This window comes from Chitinophaga silvisoli (assembly GCF_003412465.1).
In the GTDB taxonomy this organism is placed as follows: Bacteria; Bacteroidota; Bacteroidia; order Chitinophagales; family Chitinophagaceae; genus Chitinophaga; species Chitinophaga silvisoli.
The window spans coordinates 115,336-132,724 of record NZ_QTJV01000001.1 but is presented as its reverse complement, the minus strand read 5'-3'; the positions used below and the strand labels follow the sequence as shown (position 1 = coordinate 132,724).

The following is a 17,389-nucleotide window of genomic DNA, read 5'->3' as shown; positions in this document are numbered from 1 at the left end:
CATTTTTTATAGAATATCAGGTTCATTATAGCTGAGCTTGCGGCTTTTGTATTTGCCATATTTTAGAATGGTAAATACCATCCAGATAACCAGGAAGGGTGAAAGGATCAGACTGATGAGCATGATGGGAACGGTGAGGCCGGTGCTTAATAAGGCTAGGTGGACAAGGAGGTAGATGGATACTAACCAGATGGAAAAAGTTGGATTCTTAAGCATAAAATAAGTTTTAAGAGTTTAAAAATATGGTCCGTCTTTGTTGAGCATAGTTTCATCTTATTTAAATATGTGGGTGCAATTAGCAGGCCATGGGTTATGTTATTGATTATCAATAAGCTGGTGAAAGGTAGATTGTAGATTTTTACAGAATGGGAAGCTGAGCTGTTAGATATCTGTTCATCACTTAAGGCTACTAATTTTCTCTAGAAGTCTTTCCGCCAGCTTTTCATTACTTCCCGGTTTAGATGAATAATCTTTGCAATGATTAATAAGGCGATGCAGTTCAGCATCAAACGCAGGATTTTTTAGATAATGACTTAAACTATTAATATTTTCCAGGAGCCAGCTAAGGATCCGTTTCGGAGTACCGATATCATAAGCTGGAAGTAACTCAAAAATATACTTCAGACCAATTTGAATATCAATTTCAAATATTGTACTGATTGCCCGACGGATTGTTCCGGTTTCCTGTGAATCTTTGATAATTTGAATCAGGCTTTTTACAATAAACTCTTTGTTATTGTTATCAGTTAATAATCGGGGGGCCTGATCTACTGCCATTCGGGATATACCTTGTTCTGAATCCTCAAAAAGTTCTATAATTTTTTCATCAGTAAGGCCTTTATAAATTGTAAAAAAATAAAGAATTCGTTTCCTTAACTCCTTATGCTCAAATGGGTCGAATAGAAGCTTTTTGAAGAATTCAAGTTTATCTGCAGTTATGCTTTCGGCAAAAAATGACTTGTAATTTTCACTTCTTATTTTTTCTAAAACAGTTCGGTTTCTATAATACAATTGTAACTGTGAAGCTGCTCTTTCCAATTCACAATTTATCTGACGTGACAGCACTTTATTAAAATCACCTTTGTTTAGATCAAATCGAATGATTGTTCTTTTTTGAGCGACAAGCAAATCAAGAATCGGCTTTGCGTTAAAAAACTTATGATTTTTATGAACCTTAATTCCTTTTTCAGGAAGTTTTTTAAAGTAGTGGTCTGCCAGTTCTTCTTCACACAATAAGATGTACGGTTTTCCCAGGTTAACAGCAGTAATGTATTCCGTGTTCCAGGTGATATCCCCTACATCCTGAATAAGAACAAATACAATCAGGTGGGCATTTTCTACGGCTTCCCTGGAATTTTCACCCCAATCATTAGCATTTGTACCACCTAATGTGCCATCAATATAAGTATTAGAATCAAAGTTCATTTTGTCCATTAGTGCTGTAAAATGTGATTGGACTTTGACTACATCGGCAGCGCCGCAAAGAAGAATTCTCATGATTGGAGGGTGGTTTTATTGGAAATAAGGACCGGAAGCACAATTCAAGTGATAAATTGCGAAGAAAAGAATAGGGTAACACAAACACCTATCGGATTTGTATTTAAAGGATGGGGGTTAAAACTGTATATTTCTGAATGCGGAAATTTTGATTCGTTCCGGATTAGTTTTTCTTTTATTTAAGGATTGTAGTAAGAAAGCGTTGTTTTCTGTAATAATAGTAATTTGACGATGGTTCTTATCTTTTAGGCAAATCATCCACGACAAATTCGATCCACCTGTTTTCGGGAAGCTTGATAGGTACATCGGGGGCAAAGCCAGTTTGATCAATAGGCTTAGTGTCGGTCCAATTAGATTTTGTAATGGGGATGGTCAAAATAAATTTTTCATAAGGTAATGGTGTTGGATTAGACATTCCTTCATAATCCATCATTCCGATGGTATTTGATCCGTAAGTAATCACTTTTTTACATTGATCGGTGAGGGAGATGAAGTATTCAGTTGAGCTTCCACAGAAGTTATTAACGATCACTGCTACTTTTTCGGGTTGTTTTGTTATAGAGTCGAGCGGGAAAGTAACAGCGGGGATTGGATAGAAATTTTCTTTTGTTGTGGGTAATTCGGCGTAAGCTTTTTTATATGCGTTCAACACCTGTTCAGGGAAATACTTTTTGTATTCAGCTTCGATGGGATTTTTAACAAAGTATTCCAATTCGGGTAACTTGCGTTTAATATTGTCGGGAGTAACGCGGATCAATGCGGGTTGCTGAATGATTGGATTGGTCATAAGATATGGCAGAAAATATACCCAACCGGTATTTCCGCCACCGTTGTCTCTCAGGTCTACGATAAGATACCTGGTGTTCCTGATGGTAGAATCACTTGCAGCTACTAATTGTTGGATCCTGGAGTCGTTGTTATAGAAACTCGGGATCTTCAAGTAACTTATTTCGCTGTTTATTTTTTTAAATGCGAGACCATTGTTATTATTTCTCCAGGTGGAAAGTTCTTCGTTTTCTGCTTTTGTCATTTGTTGAGGAAATACTTTACCCCAGACAGTATGATTCCAGATATGTAATAGATTCCCGGTTTGTTTGGCGGGGAAATCAGTACTGACAAATGCATCATATTTTTTTACAAAGTATTCATTTCCTTTAGGCGTAAGCGTGAAATAAACAAATCCTTTAGGGAAGCTATCGGTCGATGATTCGTATTTGATTGCATTGAAAGTACCGTTGGCGGATTTTTGGATGGCGATTTTGGTGGTGCTATCTGGACTTATCCAGATTCCCTCAATTGGTAAAACTGTTTTGCGGGAATAGGAGAGAATTGTACTGTCAAAATCCCTGGGGTTGGTATAAGATATGATAAAGTGTTTGTCCTTGAAAAATCTTACGTACTCACGAATTAGGTAGTAGCATTGTTTAGGTGCTGTTAATGTTGCGGCTTTTGACTGGAGATTTGAAACCAGTTTTTTATAATTGGTATTCACTTTTGCAGGATAGCCAGCGTAGTTAAGTTCGGTTTCATGGATAGTTTTGTTTAAGTTGTCAAGGCAATTACATGTTTCGGTTTGTGCTTTTAGGTTGGGGGTGATTAGCAGGAAGGCGGATATGAAGGCCAGGTGTGGAATTATTAGATTTTTCATGGTTTGGTAGAATGTGTTATAGGTTGGTAGTGTTCGTTGGGTGTGGGAGTAAAATAAGGGAATTATTGTAGAGATGCAAGTTGGGTGATGGGTCATGGAGGGGAATTGATGCTGTGGAGGGGGGATGTATTGTATAGAAAAAGGGCCGCATGAAATGCGACCCTTTTGTGTAGCGAGAAAGGGAGAGATGTTGAACCTTTTGGCTGAAGGTTTAATAAAATTCAATTATATATTCAAAACCGGCAATTAGTATTCTCTAGACAATAATTAGTATATTCATGATAAATACACTATTACATAACACTCATCCGTAAGCGACTAATTCAAGATGCAACCCCCACCAGGTACTCATGTATTTTATCATGCCGATAGAAGCGCTACGCTAAAAGAGGGACAAAGAATAGAACTCAACGAATATAATCTTTCAAAATTTGGAATGATCTATTGGCCAATAATCAATCAAAAATCTGTAGATGAAATGGAAGATAGCTGTAAAAGAGAATACCTTTTAGAACTTGTAAGACAGCATCCTGATTATAGTTTATATACCTCAAGGCTACAATCAATATTTGCGGCCAATAGCCTAACGGACGCAATTTCTTTTGCGAAAGAAATATCTCCTCGACCACTACACCCCATTCCTATAATAGAAATATATGCGAATAGATTTTGGAACTTAGATTCAAATTGGTTAGATTTTGACAATGAAGTAAAACAGATTGAGAACTTTCATAATTACTGGAATGGCAGAATAAGCAATCACCGACCAGAAGTTGGTTTAAGGCGACCTCCTCGCATAGAAGTAATGAACTATATTACCTGCAATTGCAGGTAATATAGTTCATGTAGTCAAATAAGATCGTTGTGGTATGCTCCTCATTTAGCCCCAAAACCTACGACTGCAAATTCTATTCTGAATCAAACCAAAATTAAACTGATATAAAATTCTTTACAGCGGGAATGATCGGAATATTGACTTTAAATCATAAAAGCTACTTATACAAGTTATATTAGGGATTTAATTGCGACAACAATTCTTCCGCTAGTTGATGAGTTTCAGTATATCGAGATGGATGCGTTTGAGTACTAGGGCTCACAAGAATATGCTTTCCTCGTATTGCTCGAGTTTTATTATAGTAAAGAGGCCATTCTGCTACAGGAATGTTATAATATCTTAACCAAGTAGACAGAAAATCTAAGTGAAGAGGATCAACATTCGGCCAACTGTCCCAATCTATTAATTGAAAATCATATGTATTAAGTAGGGCGATGACAAATACACCACAGTTTACAAACTTTTCAGGCCACGTTTTACCGGTGTAAGCGCCATCACTAAATGTAAATTTTCCCCCATCATACATACCTCCTGCTCTATTGAACTGAAAGCCATTTATTTTATTCTGCGAAATAAGCTCAGCGAAAGCAGATATACTAGGTAAAAGGAACTCTGGAAAATTAGTTATAGTATTAAATAAATATGCTGCAAAATCAGGTGCTTCCACAGGTTGAACTGGTATGTTATTCCCATTTAAAAAATGGATAACCATTTTTTCCCCGCCATAATTCCAGTAAAGTCCAACATGTATAGAATCATTCTGACAATAAACCCCACAAACTGCAATACCTTCCGCCTTATTATTAGCAAGATAAGTGTCCCGATATGGTAACAATGATTGGAATTTTGAATCAATAATTCTTAATTATTTCGTGATACACCCCTTGCAATTTCGAAAATGCCTCTTCAATTTCTGACAGCCCATCAGTCATAATCAGGGCACTTTTAATTAAAGAAGGATGTAAATCAGCCATAGCAGGTTCTTCAAGAATCCTAGCAAGTATGTCTGTTTTTTTTTGGGCAATACAAGTCTGAAGAAAAAGGAATACAAATTTGTTTTTATTTTTTAGTGAATCTTCTTGATTGAAAAGACATTCAAAAAAGATACGAACTTCATCAATATTCCTTATACCTGAATCTTGAATTGGATTTTCAAAATTTACAGCTGTTCCCGTTGATATATTTATTTGACTACTAAACATTTGCTTCTAACATTTTTTTCAGAAATTCGTAAATATCTACAGCCGTTTGTCTATTGATGTAAACGCTGATTTCTATTTCCCGCATAATGCCTACTTTTGAATCCTTGCTTGGTACTCCATGAGGACTGAGCATATTATCCTCTTGAATTACATGGGAGGTGCTTTTAGGTATCGTATTACGAGTAGCATAGAAGCTTAAGCAAAATGCATTAGTAGGAGTTCTACTTCCAACTAACCCATCACTGTAAATTGTTCTATACAGTGGATTTTTCTCATAATGTATTTGTACCTGCGGAGGTTTAGTATCATCTTCCATTCGTATCGAAATTATTAAACTTCAAAAGATAGCCAATAATCAGCTGATTGGTACGACAAATTACTTTAATTTCCTCTCATAGCCAATATTCAAATTAGCCACTGCCAAATCGACATAAATTCATAGAAGTAAAAAAGGCTTCCAGCAATGCTGAAAGCCTTTTTACTAGTGTAGCGAGAAAGGGAGTTGAACCCTTGACCTCAGGGTTATGAATCCTGCGCTCTAACCGCCTGAGCTACCTCGCCAAGTCCCCGTCTTGTTCAAAACGGGAGTGCAAAGATAATAGGGAAATTGATAAAAGCCAAGAGGTATTTACATTTTTTTTTAATAAGCCAATAATTCCCTGATCGCCGCCTTCACTTTTTGTGGATTTGGCAGCATTTCATTTTCCAAAGCCATGTTTATTGGCACTGCTGGCAAATCAAGCGCACCAATCATAAAAACAGGGGCATCCAGCGAACGGAAGCAATGTTGTTGAATCCGGCCAGCTAATGCCTGTGCGAAGGAATTGTTCAACTGCTCTTCTGTAAGGACCAGGCATTTTCCATGACGCGAAACCGTAGAAAAGACGAGCTGCTCATCCAGCGGGAACAAGGTACGCAGGTCTATCACCTCCACCTGACCAGGGAAAGCCGCAGCGACCGCCGTTGCCCAGTATACCCCCATCCCGTAGGTGATAATACAACAGGTATCCCCCTTCTTCACATCCCTTGGATGCGCTGTCACCACTACCCTTCCCTTCCCCAAAGGCAATTGATAGTCTGTATCAGGTTCTACCATGATAGCTCCTTGGGTACCAGGAACCTTACTCCAGTATAATCCTTTATGCTCCAACATGACCACTGGGTTAGGATCCAGAAAAGCTGCCTTCATCAATCCTTTCATATCCGCCGCATTAGATGGATACACCACTTTGATACCTTTGATCGTTAATAAAGTGGATTCGATACTACCTGAATGATAAGGCCCTCCTCCTCCATAAGCACCTATAGGAATACGGATCAGGGTCTGCACAGGAAATTTACCATAACTGAGATAACAGGATTTGGAAATCTCCGTCACCAGCTGGTTAAATCCCGGATAGATGTAATCGGCAAACTGGATTTCTACAATAGGTTTGACACCCACCGCTGATAAACCGGCTGTAGCACCAACAATGTAAGCCTCCTGAATGGCAGTGTTGTACACCCGGTGATCACCGAACTTCTCAGCAAGGGTAGCCGCTTCACGAAATACACCACCCAGACGGCGACCTACATCCTGCCCAAAGAAGATAGCTTCAGGATAGTCCCGCAGAATTTCTTCTACCGCATGAAGTGCCGCATCCACCATCATCACTTTTGCACCATTTTCAGGGGTACGGTTCCCTTTCTCCACAGTTACAGCAGCAGGCGCAAATACATGGTCTCTTACGGTACGGGGATCCGGATCCTGAGAGATCCGTGCCTTATCAAATTCGGCTTCTATATACTCTTGTGCGTCCTTTTCAATGGCTATCAGGTCTTTTTCAGGGATTCCAGCGGAGAGTAGCAGTGCTTTTAATTTGGGCAAAGGATCCTTATCTCCATGAAGAGCGAGATCTCCTGCTGTCCTGTACCATTCTTTACGAACCCCGGAGGTATGATGCCCCAACAGGGGTACGCATGCATGTACCAATACGGGCTTCCTTTCTTTACGCACATAGCTGATAGCAGCCTCCATGCCGTGATAACTATCTTCAAAATCACTTCCATCCACCCGCATCCTTTTCATGCCTTTAAAGCCCGCAGCATACTCATATGCATCCATAACACGGGTTTCTGCTGATGATGCTGAAATCCCCCATTCATTGTCCTGTACAAGGTAAATAACAGGCAGCTCCCAAAGAACAGCACTCTGCCAGGCCTCGCTGACTTCCCCCTCTGTCACACTACCATCGCCCAGCGAGCATAGTACAACCGGTAGTTCACCATGCGGACCGGTAGGCAGCGCATCAGCCAGGTTTCTTTCCAGGTAACGAACGCCCTGCGCCATACCTGTAGCAGGAATGACCTGCATGCCCGTAGCACTGCTTTGGTGGGGAATTAAAGGCTTATTGGGTACTCTGCTGCCCGGGTGACTATAATACGATCGCCCACCCGAGAAGGGGTCTTCACTTTTAGCCAGCAATTGGAGCATCAGTTCCAGGGGCGTAAAACCCATTGCCAACAGCATACTGTCATCCCGGTAATAAGGGCTGGCATAATCCCAGGGTTGTAACTGCAAGCCTGCTGCTATCTGAATAGCTTCATGCCCCCTGGATGTGGAATGTACATATTTGCAAATGGAACGATTCGCTTCATACGTGGCAGCCATATAGTTTGCCTGGCACATCAGGCGAAAGGCTTTCAGCCATAGGCTTTGCTTATTAGCAATGCCAGCTTTTATAGTTGGGGTGATTGTATTATCTTTAAACACTTTATATCTAATTTCGATGTTTATAAGAATACATAGTTGCTAATACAACTATTGCTAATGCAATTTAAACTATATGCCTAATACTTTCGTAACTAATCCATCTTTTTTTAAGTTGGATGCCACCCTTAAAAGAATCCGTAACTACTGGCAAAAGACCTTTGACCTTCATAAAATGGACATTACTGTGGACCAGTGGCTACTGATAGAGAACCTGTACAAACACAAGAAGATTACGCATAATGAACTTGCTAAACTGACCTCAAAGGATATCACCACCGTTTCGCGTATAATTGAATTACTGGTTAAAAAAGAACTGGTGCTCAGGGAAGGATCTCCCCAGGACCGCAGAAAGGTATTTTTACAGCTCACAGTCAAAGGCGCGGAGAAATATAAGGAGGCCAGGCCTTTGGTACTTGAAATGCGTAAAACGGGCTGGAATCACCTCTCTGAAGAGGATTTTCAGGAATTAACGAGGATTCTGGATGTGATTTATAACAATGTGCCGGATGAAGTGACTTTGACGAAGCAGGTACCAGAAGAAAAGTAATTTAAAGAGGCTCGCCATTCATGATGGTTGACATAAATTTTGTCTAAATAAAAACCGGCCTGCTCAGTAGATGAGCAGGCCGGTTCATTTATAATCAGGTTTATTATTTCACCATAAATTCCAGCAGACTATCATTCTCAATAAATGCCTCGAGTGTATCCCCTATTTCCACAGGACCTACACCAGCCGGGGTGCCCGTAAATACCAGATCACCGATATTCAGGGTAAAGAATTTAGAAATATAGGCTATCAGGAAATCGAAAGAAAACAACAGGTCCTTGGTATTCCCTTGCTGCATCAGTTCTTTATTTTTATACAGACAGAAGTTAATATCCTTCTTATCCAGTTCGGGAGTAATGGGTATAAACTGACCTACCACGGCCGAGTTATCAAATGCTTTGGCAATTTCCCAGGGTAAGCCTTTCTGCTTTTGTTTATCCTGCAGATCACGGGCGGTGAAGTCAATACCAATACCTATCTGGTCATAATATTTATCTGCGAATTTTTCCTGAATATGCTTTCCGTTTTTGCATATTCTCAGTACCAATTCACATTCATAGTGGAGGTTGTCGGTAAACTCTGGATAGTAGAATGGGTGATTGTTCTGCAACAATGCATTCTTAGGCTTCATGAAAATCACAGGTTCTGTCGGTACCTCATTTTTCAATTCTTTTGCATGATCGGCATAGTTTCTTCCAACGCATATAATTTTCATGACGGTTATTCTTTATTAAGGTTAAATGAAATGGATTAATAAATTTAGTTTCCGGGTGAATATTTAAGGTTATTATACTTGTTCATGGTCCGTTCCAATCCGATAGATACAAATGCTTCGATGATTTCAACGCATTTTTCCAGTTTCCACTGCACGATTCCCAGTTCTTCCTTAGGCCATTTGCCCAATACAAAATCTACCTGTCTGCCTTTAGGATAGTTATTACCAATACCGAATCTCAGGCGTGGATATTGGTTTGTACCCAGGAGTTCCTGAATGTTTTTAAGACCATTTTGCCCTGCGTCACTGCCACCGGGGCGGATCCGCAGTACTTCTACCGGTAGTGCAAGGTCATCTACCAATACGAAAATATTTTCCAATGGCACTTTCTCCTTGTCCATCCAGTACTTTACAGCTTTGCCGCTCAGGTTCATGTAAGTGGTCGGCTTAATCACAATGAGGGTACGCCCCTTCCATTTTATTTCTGCCACGTCTGCCAGGCGTTCGTTTTTGTAGGTACCTCCATGCTTAGCAACAAAGGTATCAGCGATATCGAATCCAATATTATGGCGGGTATGCTCATATTCTGCGCCTATATTCCCAAGCCCTACTATCAGGTATTTCATCTGTCGACTAATTTAATAAACACGAACTCGTGGCGCTTTTCACCATATATACGGAAGATTTGCAAACCACGGTAAAAATAGAAAAAGTCCCATCCCGGACGAGCCAGGACGGGACTTTTTGGAAAAATATCGATAAGAATATTATTTCTTCTTGGCGTCTTTTTCGTTAGCAGCCTCTTCCTGACGTAACTGACGGGTCATTACTACGGAAGCGATAGGAATACGAGGAGAGTTAGTGATCTCGATGTTTTCAGCTACTACGTCTTCTACGCGGATGTTACCGTTCAGTTCCAGCTTATCGATGTTAACTTCGATATTCTCACGCAGGTACTTAGGCAAAGCCTTAACTTTCAGCGCTTTGATCTTAACAACCAGTTTACCACCGGCTTTAACACCTTCGGACTGACCAACGATCTTGATTGGCAGGCTTACGCTTACTGGCTTGTCTTCAACCAGTTCCAGGAAGTCGATGTGTGCCAGCTCGTCAGTTACAGTATCGAACTGAAGGTCTTTCAGTACGCATTTGTAAGTTTTAGTACCTAATTTGATTTCAGCCAGCTGAAATTCAGCAGTGTAAACCAGATTTTTGAAAGCAACAGCTGGAGCAGAGAAGCTCACAGTTTCAGCACCACCGTAAATAACACAAGGCACTTGTCCCTCAGAACGTACCTGGCGGGTGGCTTTTTTGCCATATTCGCTCCTGAGTTGTCCTTCGATTGTTATCGTTTTCATTGATTAAACATTTATAATTGTTACAAATAAGCTTGTTGCTACTAGCGGCGGTGGCTATGCACGAACAGGTTTGTGATAGACTTGTTCTCATGCATGTTCCGGATGGCTACTGCAAAGAGATCAGCAACACTGATAACCTTGATTTTTGAAGACTCCTGTTTCAATGGAATTGTGTCGCAGATAACGAACTCTTCCAATACAGAATTCTCTATGTTTTCGTAAGCCTTTCCGCTCAGCACAGGGTGTGTACAAAATGCACGAACACTCTTTGCGCCCTTTTCTCTCAGCAGGTTAGCCGCCTTGGTAAGGGTACCTGCGGTATCGCAGATGTCGTCAATCAGCACGATATCCTTGTCCTTTACATCACCTATTACAACCATGGAAGCGATCTCATTAGCACGTTTGCGGTGCTTATCGCAGATCACCATTTCCGCGTTGAAGTAGGCTGCTACTTCCCTTACCCTGTTGGTGCTACCCACATCAGGGGACGCAAAGGTAAGATTTTCCAGCTTCAAATTCTCAATGTAAGGAATGAAAATTGCCGAACTATCCAGGTGGTCTACCGGGATATCGAAGAAGCCCTGGATCTGGGGAGCGTGCAAATCCATGGTAATCACCCTGTTAGCGCCTGCCGACGTGAGCAGATTCGCTACCAGCTTAGAGGCGATGGCTACCCTTGGTTTGTCCTTTCTGTCCTGCCTGGCGAAGCCAAAATATGGAATTACTGCGGTGATATAACCGGCAGAAGCCCTTTTGGCTGCGTCGATCATCATTAATAACTCCATCAGATTGTCCGATGGAGAATTAGTGCTCTGCACGAGAAAAACATAATCACCGCGGATACTTTCCATATAAATTGGTTGGAATTCTCCGTCACTGAACTTTTGAATTGTCATTTTACCCAGACCGTTGCCGTAGCGGCTGGCGATTTTCTCTGCCAGCGCTGGGTTGCTGTTCCCTGTGAATATTTTTACTGATGGTTGCATGAACTATGAAAAAGAGGTTGCAAAACTATGATTTTTGGAGTATGAATTTTTTTATTTTTTGTTGATACAGGGCCAGACACACGACTTCGCTTTATTTCGAATAAGTAAGGCTCTTATTACTAGGAGGTTACCTAATCTATGTTGTGGATTGAGGTGTAAATTTAAAAAAAATTGAAAGACCAAAAGGAAAGATGTAAATTACTAATAAAGTTAGTAAAAGATGGGGACCATTGATTCGTTAGCCGGGCATTTGCCAATCAAGGATTGGCAAACAGATGACCAACCAAGACAAAAGTTAATTATTAAAGGGACAGAAATATTGAGCGATGCAGAGCTGCTCGCTTTATTGTTGAATACGGGCCATAAGCACAAATCCGCACTGTTGCTGGCGCAGGAGATCCTCTCCAAATCATCTAATAATTTACAGGAGTTAGGAAAGGTAAATGTTAATCAGCTTAAAAAGCTGAGAGGCATTGGTGAAGCCAAGGCTGCCCGGATTGTTGCTGCGTTGGAGCTGGGGCGCAGGAGGCAGGCTGGATTTATCCTGTCAAAAACTAAAATCAGAAACGGGCAGGAAGCTGCATTATATTTTAAGCCAATTTTGGGAGATTGCTCCCATGAGCAGGTGCATGTACTGTATTTAAATTTCGCAAATACTGTGATTAAGGATGCCTGCGTGAGTAAAGGCGGAATTTCATCGGCTCCTGCTGATGTGCGGGTAATTCTCAGAGAGGCACTGGAGCTGGGTGCTACCTCAATTATTCTTTGCCACAACCATCCCTCTGGTAATCTGAGTCCTAGTCAGGCTGATATCCTTTTTACCCGAAAGGTTGTACAAGCCGCCAGTATCCTGGATATACTGGTACTGGATCATATCATTGTGTCTCAGGCAGGCTACTATAGCATGAATGAAGAAGGAATCATGAACGAAGAAAAACCCGCGAGCAGGCTTATCAGAGAAAATAACTCCCCAGTGGGTTTCCCGGTATTAAGGATGGCAATAGCATAAGCCTATATATTATAACATTTGGATATAATACCGTCTTTTCCTTACATTCGCAATTATTTTATTTTCAAAGAATAATATGCTCAAAATAGGAATCTTCGGTGTGGGGCACCTGGGCAAGATTCATCTTTCCCAATGGGCCACCATAAAGGATGTAGAAGTAGTCGGCTTTTTTGATCCAAGTGATAGCAATGCCGCCAGTGTAGCACAGCAATACCAGATTCCGAGATTCTCGACCGCGGAAGAACTGATACTCGCTTCTGATGCCATCGATATCATCGCTCCCACCACTCAGCACTTCAAGTTATGTGAAATGGCTATCCGCAACGGAAAGCACATTTTCGTCGAGAAGCCTATGACCAATACCATGGAAGAAGCTAAAACACTGGTAAAACTGGTGGAAGAAGCTAACATCAAATTCCAGGTAGGTCATGTTGAACGTTTCAATCCGGCTTTCCTTGCATTGAAAGGACATACGCTCAACCCTATGTTCATAGAAGTGCATCGCCTGGCTGAATTCAATCCACGTGGTACAGACGTGAGCGTGATCCTGGATCTCATGATTCATGATATTGACATCGTGCTTAGCATCGTTCAATCTACTGTGAACCGTATCTCTGCAAGTGGTGTCGCTGTTATGAGCGATACACCTGATATCGCCAACGTGCGCATTGAATTCCATAACGGCTGTGTAGCCAACCTGACTTCCAGCCGTATCTCCCTGAAAAAGATGCGCAAAATGCGTCTCTTCCAGAAAGATGCTTACATCGGCATCGATTTCCTGGATAAAAAGACTGAAATCATCAAGCTAAAGACACCGGAAGATGAAGGGTTATTCACATTGGATATAGATACCAACAGCGGTAAGAAAACCATTGCTATCGATAATCCTGAAATCAAACAGGTGAATGCCATCAGAATGGAGCTTGAACTGTTCAGAGATGCTATTCTCCAGAATAAGCCGGTTCCGGTGAATGCAATTGATGGTCTGCAGGCTATGGAAGTAGCACATCAGATTCTTGCTAAAATTAATAAGGGACTGTCTTCAGAAGCATAGTTGCTGAAAGAAAGAGGATCTATTTATGATTGCTCCCGAAAGCTTCATAAAAGAATAAGGACCTTTTTGAATTCGCTTTCAAAAGCTTAATTGCCGAAAGGAAAACCTTTCAATAGGAGTTGATTCCCTGGGTATCTAATCTCTCGCTCCCAATAAAGCCTCCGCAATCGTCAAATCCAGCGGACGTGTTATCTTAATATTCGCCTCGTCGCCGGGTACCAACTGTACCTGGCGGCCCTGGCGCTCCACTACTGAGGCTTCGTCTGTAAATAAGGGATCAAAAGGCTGCTCAAAAGCCGGCAGAATCCACTCTGACAAAAATGTCTGTGGGGTCTGGATAATCTTAAACTGCTCCCTGTCTACCGCTCTGTTACCACCCGGTACCAACTCACGGATACTATCTTTCATATCTATCACAGGAATTGCACTTCCCTGGGCAATTGCTCCTTCATAACAACGGTGGATCAACGCTGTGCTCACCATTGGCCTTACCCCATCATGTACAAAGATCACCGCCGGCTCCTGTACCGTATTCAACCCGTTGAGTACAGAATTGAAGCGGGTTTCACCACCTTTCACCAACATTACCTGCTTAAAATCACCTATCCAGTCAGCTACATAACTGAAATGGGCCTCCGGCAATACCAATACGATTTCCATATCAATATATGCCTGTACAAAAGCATTGACAGTATGCCACAATACCGGTTTTCCGGCCAGTTGCAGAAACTGTTTGGGAACGGCACTTCCCATACGGGTACCGGAACCTCCGGCTACAATGATGGCTACTTTCTTACGTTGTTCCACGAGCGTAAATTAAATTGCGAATGATCCTGCCTGAGCAGCACCATTCGCAATAAATAATTGAGAATCTGTTTCGTTTATTAGAGAATCAGCATAGCATCGCCATAGCTGAAGAAACGGTATTTCTCCTTGATAGCCTGTTGATAAGCTTCCATCACCAGATCATAACCAGCAAACGCACATACCATGATGAGCAGACTTGTCTTAGGCAGGTGGAAATTAGTTACCAAAGCATTAGGGATAGCAAAATCATAAGGAGGATGAATAAATGTGTTCGTCCATCCTTCTGCTGCTTTCAGCATGTTCTGTGCAGTTACGGAAGATTCTACAGCTCTTACTGTTGTAGTACCGATCGCACATACTTTACGATTTTCTTCTTTCGCCTTGTTCACAATCTTCACAGCGTATTCATCAATGTTGAAATACTCTGCATCCATCTTATGCTTGCTCAGATCTTCTACTTCGATAGGACGAAAAGTACCTAAACCAGTGTGAAGAGTAACCTCTGCAAACTTAATACCCTTGATTTCAAGACGCTTAATCAGCTCACGGCTGAAGTGCAGACCAGCAGTTGGCGCAGCTACTGCACCTTCATACTTGGCATACACCGTCTGATAACGCTCTTTGTCTTCGTCTTCCGGCTTACGCTTAATGTACTTAGGCAGTGGCGTTTCACCCAGGGTGTCCAGCACCTGCTTAAATTCGTCATCATTACCTTCAAACAGGAAACGAATGGTACGACCGCGGGAAGTAGTGTTGTCAATTACTTCTGCTACCAGCGATTCGTCATCTCCAAAATACAATTTGTTACCCACCCTGATCTTACGGGCAGGATCCACAATCACATCCCACAAACGATTCTGCTTGTTCAGTTCGCGCAACAGGAATACTTCAATCTTGGCACCTGTTTTCTCTTTACGGCCATAAAGACGGGCAGGGAATACTTTCGTATTGTTCACCATCATTACATCCTTGTCATTGAAATAATTCAGGATATCCTTGAATACCTTGTGCTCGATTTTGCCGGTGGCACGGTTTACCACCATCAAACGTGCTTCATCTCTTGTCTTGGAAGGGTGCTGTGCGATCAGATTTAAAGGAAGATCAAACCTAAACTGTGATAGTTTCATATTACGGTATGAATGAATTTAAAGGTTGCAAAGGTATTGATAATATACCATCTGTCAAAAATGATTTATTTACTATTTATAAAACAATTAATTATGCATAAATGTTTTTAGGAATAGAACTGATAAGCTGCCTTGTATAGGCGCTCTGAGGATGTTCATAGACCTGATCGGCCAGTCCCTCCTCTTCTATTCTCCCCTTATTCATGACCATCATCCTGTCACTTATAAAACGCACTACCGATAAATCGTGCGATATAAATATATAAGTAAACCCAAACTCCTCCCGTAAGCGCATCAGCAGATTTAATACCTGTGCCTGAATGCTTACGTCCAGCGCCGCTACCGACTCATCACAGATAATAAACGAGGGCTGCAATGCCAAAGCCCTGGCGATTACTATCCGCTGCCGCTGCCCACCCGAAAACTCATGTGGATAACGGTAATAATGCTCCGGCAACAGATTTACTTTATCCAGCAATTCCTGTACCTTTTCTTTACGCTGACGGTCATTGGCATATAATCCGTGTACCTGTAAAGGTTCGAGAATAGCCTGACCTACTGTCAGACGTGGATTCAGGGATGAGTAAGGGTCCTGAAATATGATTTGCAGCTCTTTACGAAGGTCACGCATCTCCGAAGCCGGCAATTGGCAAAGGTCTTTCCCTTTGTATAAAATACTTCCGCTGGTTGGTGGCGTAAGTCGCAGCAAAGTACGGCCAAGGGTCGTCTTTCCACATCCTGACTCCCCTACCAATCCCATGGTCTCGCCTTCCTTTACGGTAAAGCTGACTCCATTCACGGCTTTTGTCCAGCTCTGTACCTTCCCAAAAATATTGCGGGAAGCGGGAAACCAGGTATGTAAATCTCTTACTTCTAATAACGCAGGTTGCTGCGCTATATGCTGCTCTCTCAGGATTATTTTATCAGGAGGAATCTCGAGGTGCTGCACCAGTGAGTGTAAAGCCTGACCTTTCTCGTGAATCAGGCCTGCAGCATCTACTTCCATAAAGTCGCGGGTCACCGGCAGGCGGTACAATCTTTTGTCCAGCGGAGGACGGCAGGCCAGCAGGCCCTTGGTATAAGAATGTTGAGGATGTGTAAAGATCTCCCGCACACTGCCCTGTTCTACAATCTGTCCCTTGTACATTACTGCTACCCTATCGGCAATTTCTGCAATTACTCCCAGGTCATGGGTGATAAATACCACACTCATGCCTGTTTGCTGCTGCAGCTCTTTCAATAAAGCAAGGATCGCCTTTTGTACGGTAACGTCCAAAGCCGTCGTTGGCTCGTCAGCAATCAGCAGGCGGGGTTGACAGCTGATGGCCATAGCAATCATAACACGTTGTTTCTGACCGCCGGACAACTGATGTGGATAACGGTGCAAGATCTTCTCCGGATCCGGTAGGCGCACCTGCCTGAATAAAGCTAAAGTCTGCTCTCTCGCCTCACTGGCGGAGACTTTCTTATGTAGGCGGATGGCTTCCATCACCTGTGCGCCACAGGTATGCAGCGGGTTCAGGGCCGTCATCGGCTCCTGAAATATCATCGCTATTTCATTCCCTCTCCAGTTGCGCATCTCACTTTCGGAGAGATCAGGAAGATTAACAGGAGATTTTTCCGGGTCAACCTGGTACAATAAACTACCAGCTGAAATGAGACCAGGGGACTGAATCAGCCGCATCAATGCCAATGAAGTCACAGACTTTCCCGAGCCGGATTCTCCGACTATTCCTATAATCTCCCCTTTTCTGATGTCCAGAGAAATATCCTTCACCGCCTGATGGCCAGCGAAGGAAACGGTTAGATTCCGGATGGAAAGTAGTGTGGATGATGTGAGCATGAGTCCTTT

The 17,389-nt window shown here is 42.1% G+C and carries 18 protein-coding genes and 1 tRNA gene; 4 read left to right on the top strand and 15 right to left on the bottom strand.

Annotation, left to right across the window (positions count from 1 at the left end):
• Positions 1 to 6: 6 nt before the first annotated feature.
• The 3 genes from DXN04_RS00555 to DXN04_RS00545 form a co-directional block, all read right to left on the bottom strand.
• Entirely contained in the window at positions 7 to 216 is a 210-nt protein-coding gene (locus DXN04_RS00555) for a hypothetical protein (RefSeq protein WP_116851386.1), read from the bottom strand.
• Between the two features lie 180 nt (positions 217 to 396).
• On the bottom strand, positions 397 to 1,497 hold the full coding sequence (locus DXN04_RS00550) for a hypothetical protein (protein WP_116851385.1): 1,101 nt from the start codon (positions 1,495 to 1,497) through the stop codon (positions 397 to 399).
• Positions 1,498 to 1,735: 238 nt separating this feature from the next.
• A complete protein-coding gene (locus DXN04_RS00545) occupies positions 1,736 to 3,145 on the bottom strand; it encodes a S41 family peptidase (RefSeq protein WP_158568791.1) in 1,410 nt (469 codons plus the stop codon).
• A gap of 328 nt (positions 3,146 to 3,473) precedes the next feature.
• Here DXN04_RS00545 and DXN04_RS00540 point away from each other — a divergent pair, with 328 nt between their 5' ends.
• Complete coding sequence (locus tag DXN04_RS00540; protein WP_116851383.1) at positions 3,474 to 3,980, top strand: hypothetical protein; 507 nt, start codon at positions 3,474 to 3,476, stop codon at positions 3,978 to 3,980.
• A gap of 175 nt (positions 3,981 to 4,155) precedes the next feature.
• Here the strand turns inward: DXN04_RS00540 and DXN04_RS00535 are convergent, their stop codons facing one another.
• The 5 genes from DXN04_RS00535 to DXN04_RS00515 form a co-directional block, all read right to left on the bottom strand.
• On the bottom strand, positions 4,156 to 4,815 hold the full coding sequence (locus tag DXN04_RS00535; RefSeq protein WP_116851382.1) for a hypothetical protein: 660 nt from the start codon (positions 4,813 to 4,815) through the stop codon (positions 4,156 to 4,158).
• Between the two features lie 16 nt (positions 4,816 to 4,831).
• Positions 4,832 to 5,182 carry a hypothetical protein gene (locus DXN04_RS00530; protein WP_116851381.1) on the bottom strand — a complete coding sequence of 117 codons (351 nt, stop codon included), beginning with the start codon at positions 5,180 to 5,182 and terminating at the stop codon, positions 4,832 to 4,834.
• Positions 5,175 to 5,498, bottom strand: a complete 324-nt coding sequence (locus DXN04_RS00525) for a hypothetical protein (protein WP_116851380.1) — start codon at positions 5,496 to 5,498, stop codon at positions 5,175 to 5,177. Before DXN04_RS00525 ends, DXN04_RS00530 begins: the two co-directional genes overlap by 8 nt.
• A 171-nt stretch (positions 5,499 to 5,669) precedes the next feature.
• Positions 5,670 to 5,743: transfer RNA gene (locus DXN04_RS00520), tRNA-Met, on the bottom strand.
• Positions 5,744 to 5,822: 79 nt separating this feature from the next.
• Positions 5,823 to 7,934: an alpha-ketoacid dehydrogenase subunit alpha/beta gene (locus DXN04_RS00515; RefSeq protein WP_233525494.1), complete on the bottom strand. Its 2,112-nt coding sequence runs from the start codon at positions 7,932 to 7,934 to the stop codon at positions 5,823 to 5,825.
• A gap of 73 nt (positions 7,935 to 8,007) precedes the next feature.
• On the opposite strand from DXN04_RS00515, the gene DXN04_RS00510 reads away from it, so the two are divergent.
• Positions 8,008 to 8,481 carry a MarR family winged helix-turn-helix transcriptional regulator gene (locus tag DXN04_RS00510; protein WP_116851379.1) on the top strand — a complete coding sequence of 158 codons (474 nt, stop codon included), beginning with the start codon at positions 8,008 to 8,010 and terminating at the stop codon, positions 8,479 to 8,481.
• A gap of 103 nt (positions 8,482 to 8,584) precedes the next feature.
• On the opposite strand, the gene DXN04_RS00505 is transcribed toward DXN04_RS00510, so the two are convergent.
• The 4 genes from DXN04_RS00505 to DXN04_RS00490 form a co-directional block, all read right to left on the bottom strand.
• Positions 8,585 to 9,196: a fumarylacetoacetate hydrolase family protein gene (locus tag DXN04_RS00505; protein WP_116851378.1), complete on the bottom strand. Its 612-nt coding sequence runs from the start codon at positions 9,194 to 9,196 to the stop codon at positions 8,585 to 8,587.
• Between the two features lie 44 nt (positions 9,197 to 9,240).
• Complete coding sequence (pth, locus tag DXN04_RS00500; RefSeq protein ID WP_116851377.1) at positions 9,241 to 9,822, bottom strand: aminoacyl-tRNA hydrolase; 582 nt, start codon at positions 9,820 to 9,822, stop codon at positions 9,241 to 9,243.
• Between the two features lie 141 nt (positions 9,823 to 9,963).
• The gene (locus DXN04_RS00495) at positions 9,964 to 10,554 is read right to left on the bottom strand and encodes a 50S ribosomal protein L25 (RefSeq protein WP_116851376.1); all 591 of its coding nucleotides are present in this window, start codon (positions 10,552 to 10,554) and stop codon (positions 9,964 to 9,966) included.
• A gap of 41 nt (positions 10,555 to 10,595) precedes the next feature.
• Positions 10,596 to 11,540, bottom strand: a complete 945-nt coding sequence (locus DXN04_RS00490; protein ID WP_116851375.1) for a ribose-phosphate pyrophosphokinase — start codon at positions 11,538 to 11,540, stop codon at positions 10,596 to 10,598.
• A gap of 220 nt (positions 11,541 to 11,760) precedes the next feature.
• Between DXN04_RS00490 and radC the strand changes: the two genes are divergently transcribed.
• Positions 11,761 to 12,549: a RadC family protein gene (gene radC, locus DXN04_RS00485; protein WP_116851374.1), complete on the top strand. Its 789-nt coding sequence runs from the start codon at positions 11,761 to 11,763 to the stop codon at positions 12,547 to 12,549.
• Between the two features lie 76 nt (positions 12,550 to 12,625).
• Complete coding sequence (locus tag DXN04_RS00480) at positions 12,626 to 13,603, top strand: Gfo/Idh/MocA family protein (protein ID WP_116851373.1); 978 nt, start codon at positions 12,626 to 12,628, stop codon at positions 13,601 to 13,603.
• A gap of 135 nt (positions 13,604 to 13,738) precedes the next feature.
• Here DXN04_RS00480 and DXN04_RS00475 read toward each other — a convergent pair whose 3' ends face one another.
• The 3 genes from DXN04_RS00475 to DXN04_RS00465 all read right to left on the bottom strand — a co-directional run bounded on the left by DXN04_RS00475 (position 13,739) and on the right by DXN04_RS00465 (position 17,380).
• On the bottom strand, positions 13,739 to 14,410 hold the full coding sequence (locus tag DXN04_RS00475; RefSeq protein ID WP_116851372.1) for a 2-C-methyl-D-erythritol 4-phosphate cytidylyltransferase: 672 nt from the start codon (positions 14,408 to 14,410) through the stop codon (positions 13,739 to 13,741).
• Between the two features lie 77 nt (positions 14,411 to 14,487).
• A complete protein-coding gene (queA, locus tag DXN04_RS00470; protein WP_072360469.1) occupies positions 14,488 to 15,537 on the bottom strand; it encodes a tRNA preQ1(34) S-adenosylmethionine ribosyltransferase-isomerase QueA in 1,050 nt (349 codons plus the stop codon).
• A 91-nt stretch (positions 15,538 to 15,628) separates the two neighbouring features.
• Positions 15,629 to 17,380, bottom strand: a complete 1,752-nt coding sequence (locus DXN04_RS00465; RefSeq protein ID WP_116851371.1) for an ABC transporter ATP-binding protein — start codon at positions 17,378 to 17,380, stop codon at positions 15,629 to 15,631.
• Positions 17,381 to 17,389 lie beyond the last annotated feature (9 nt).

What these genes read in the sequence shown, in the direction of transcription:
- DXN04_RS00555 (WP_116851386.1), bottom strand. Translation starts at nt 216, where the DNA reads ATGCTTAAGAATCCAACTTTTTCCATCTGGTTAGTATCCATCTACCTC.
- DXN04_RS00550 (WP_116851385.1), bottom strand. Translation starts at nt 1,497, where the DNA reads ATGAGAATTCTTCTTTGCGGCGCTGCCGATGTAGTCAAAGTCCAATCA.
- DXN04_RS00545 (WP_158568791.1), bottom strand. Translation starts at nt 3,145, where the DNA reads ATGAAAAATCTAATAATTCCACACCTGGCCTTCATATCCGCCTTCCTG.
- DXN04_RS00540 (WP_116851383.1), top strand. Translation starts at nt 3,474, where the DNA reads ATGCAACCCCCACCAGGTACTCATGTATTTTATCATGCCGATAGAAGC.
- DXN04_RS00530 (WP_116851381.1), bottom strand. Translation starts at nt 5,182, where the DNA reads ATGTTTAGTAGTCAAATAAATATATCAACGGGAACAGCTGTAAATTTT.
- DXN04_RS00525 (WP_116851380.1), bottom strand. Translation starts at nt 5,498, where the DNA reads ATGGAAGATGATACTAAACCTCCGCAGGTACAAATACATTATGAGAAA.
- DXN04_RS00510 (WP_116851379.1), top strand. Translation starts at nt 8,008, where the DNA reads ATGCCTAATACTTTCGTAACTAATCCATCTTTTTTTAAGTTGGATGCC.
- DXN04_RS00505 (WP_116851378.1), bottom strand. Translation starts at nt 9,196, where the DNA reads ATGAAAATTATATGCGTTGGAAGAAACTATGCCGATCATGCAAAAGAA.
- pth (WP_116851377.1), bottom strand. Translation starts at nt 9,822, where the DNA reads ATGAAATACCTGATAGTAGGGCTTGGGAATATAGGCGCAGAATATGAG.
- DXN04_RS00495 (WP_116851376.1), bottom strand. Translation starts at nt 10,554, where the DNA reads ATGAAAACGATAACAATCGAAGGACAACTCAGGAGCGAATATGGCAAA.
- DXN04_RS00490 (WP_116851375.1), bottom strand. Translation starts at nt 11,540, where the DNA reads ATGCAACCATCAGTAAAAATATTCACAGGGAACAGCAACCCAGCGCTG.
- radC (WP_116851374.1), top strand. Translation starts at nt 11,761, where the DNA reads ATGGGGACCATTGATTCGTTAGCCGGGCATTTGCCAATCAAGGATTGG.
- DXN04_RS00480 (WP_116851373.1), top strand. Translation starts at nt 12,626, where the DNA reads ATGCTCAAAATAGGAATCTTCGGTGTGGGGCACCTGGGCAAGATTCAT.
- queA (WP_072360469.1), bottom strand. Translation starts at nt 15,537, where the DNA reads ATGAAACTATCACAGTTTAGGTTTGATCTTCCTTTAAATCTGATCGCA.
- DXN04_RS00465 (WP_116851371.1), bottom strand. Translation starts at nt 17,380, where the DNA reads ATGCTCACATCATCCACACTACTTTCCATCCGGAATCTAACCGTTTCC.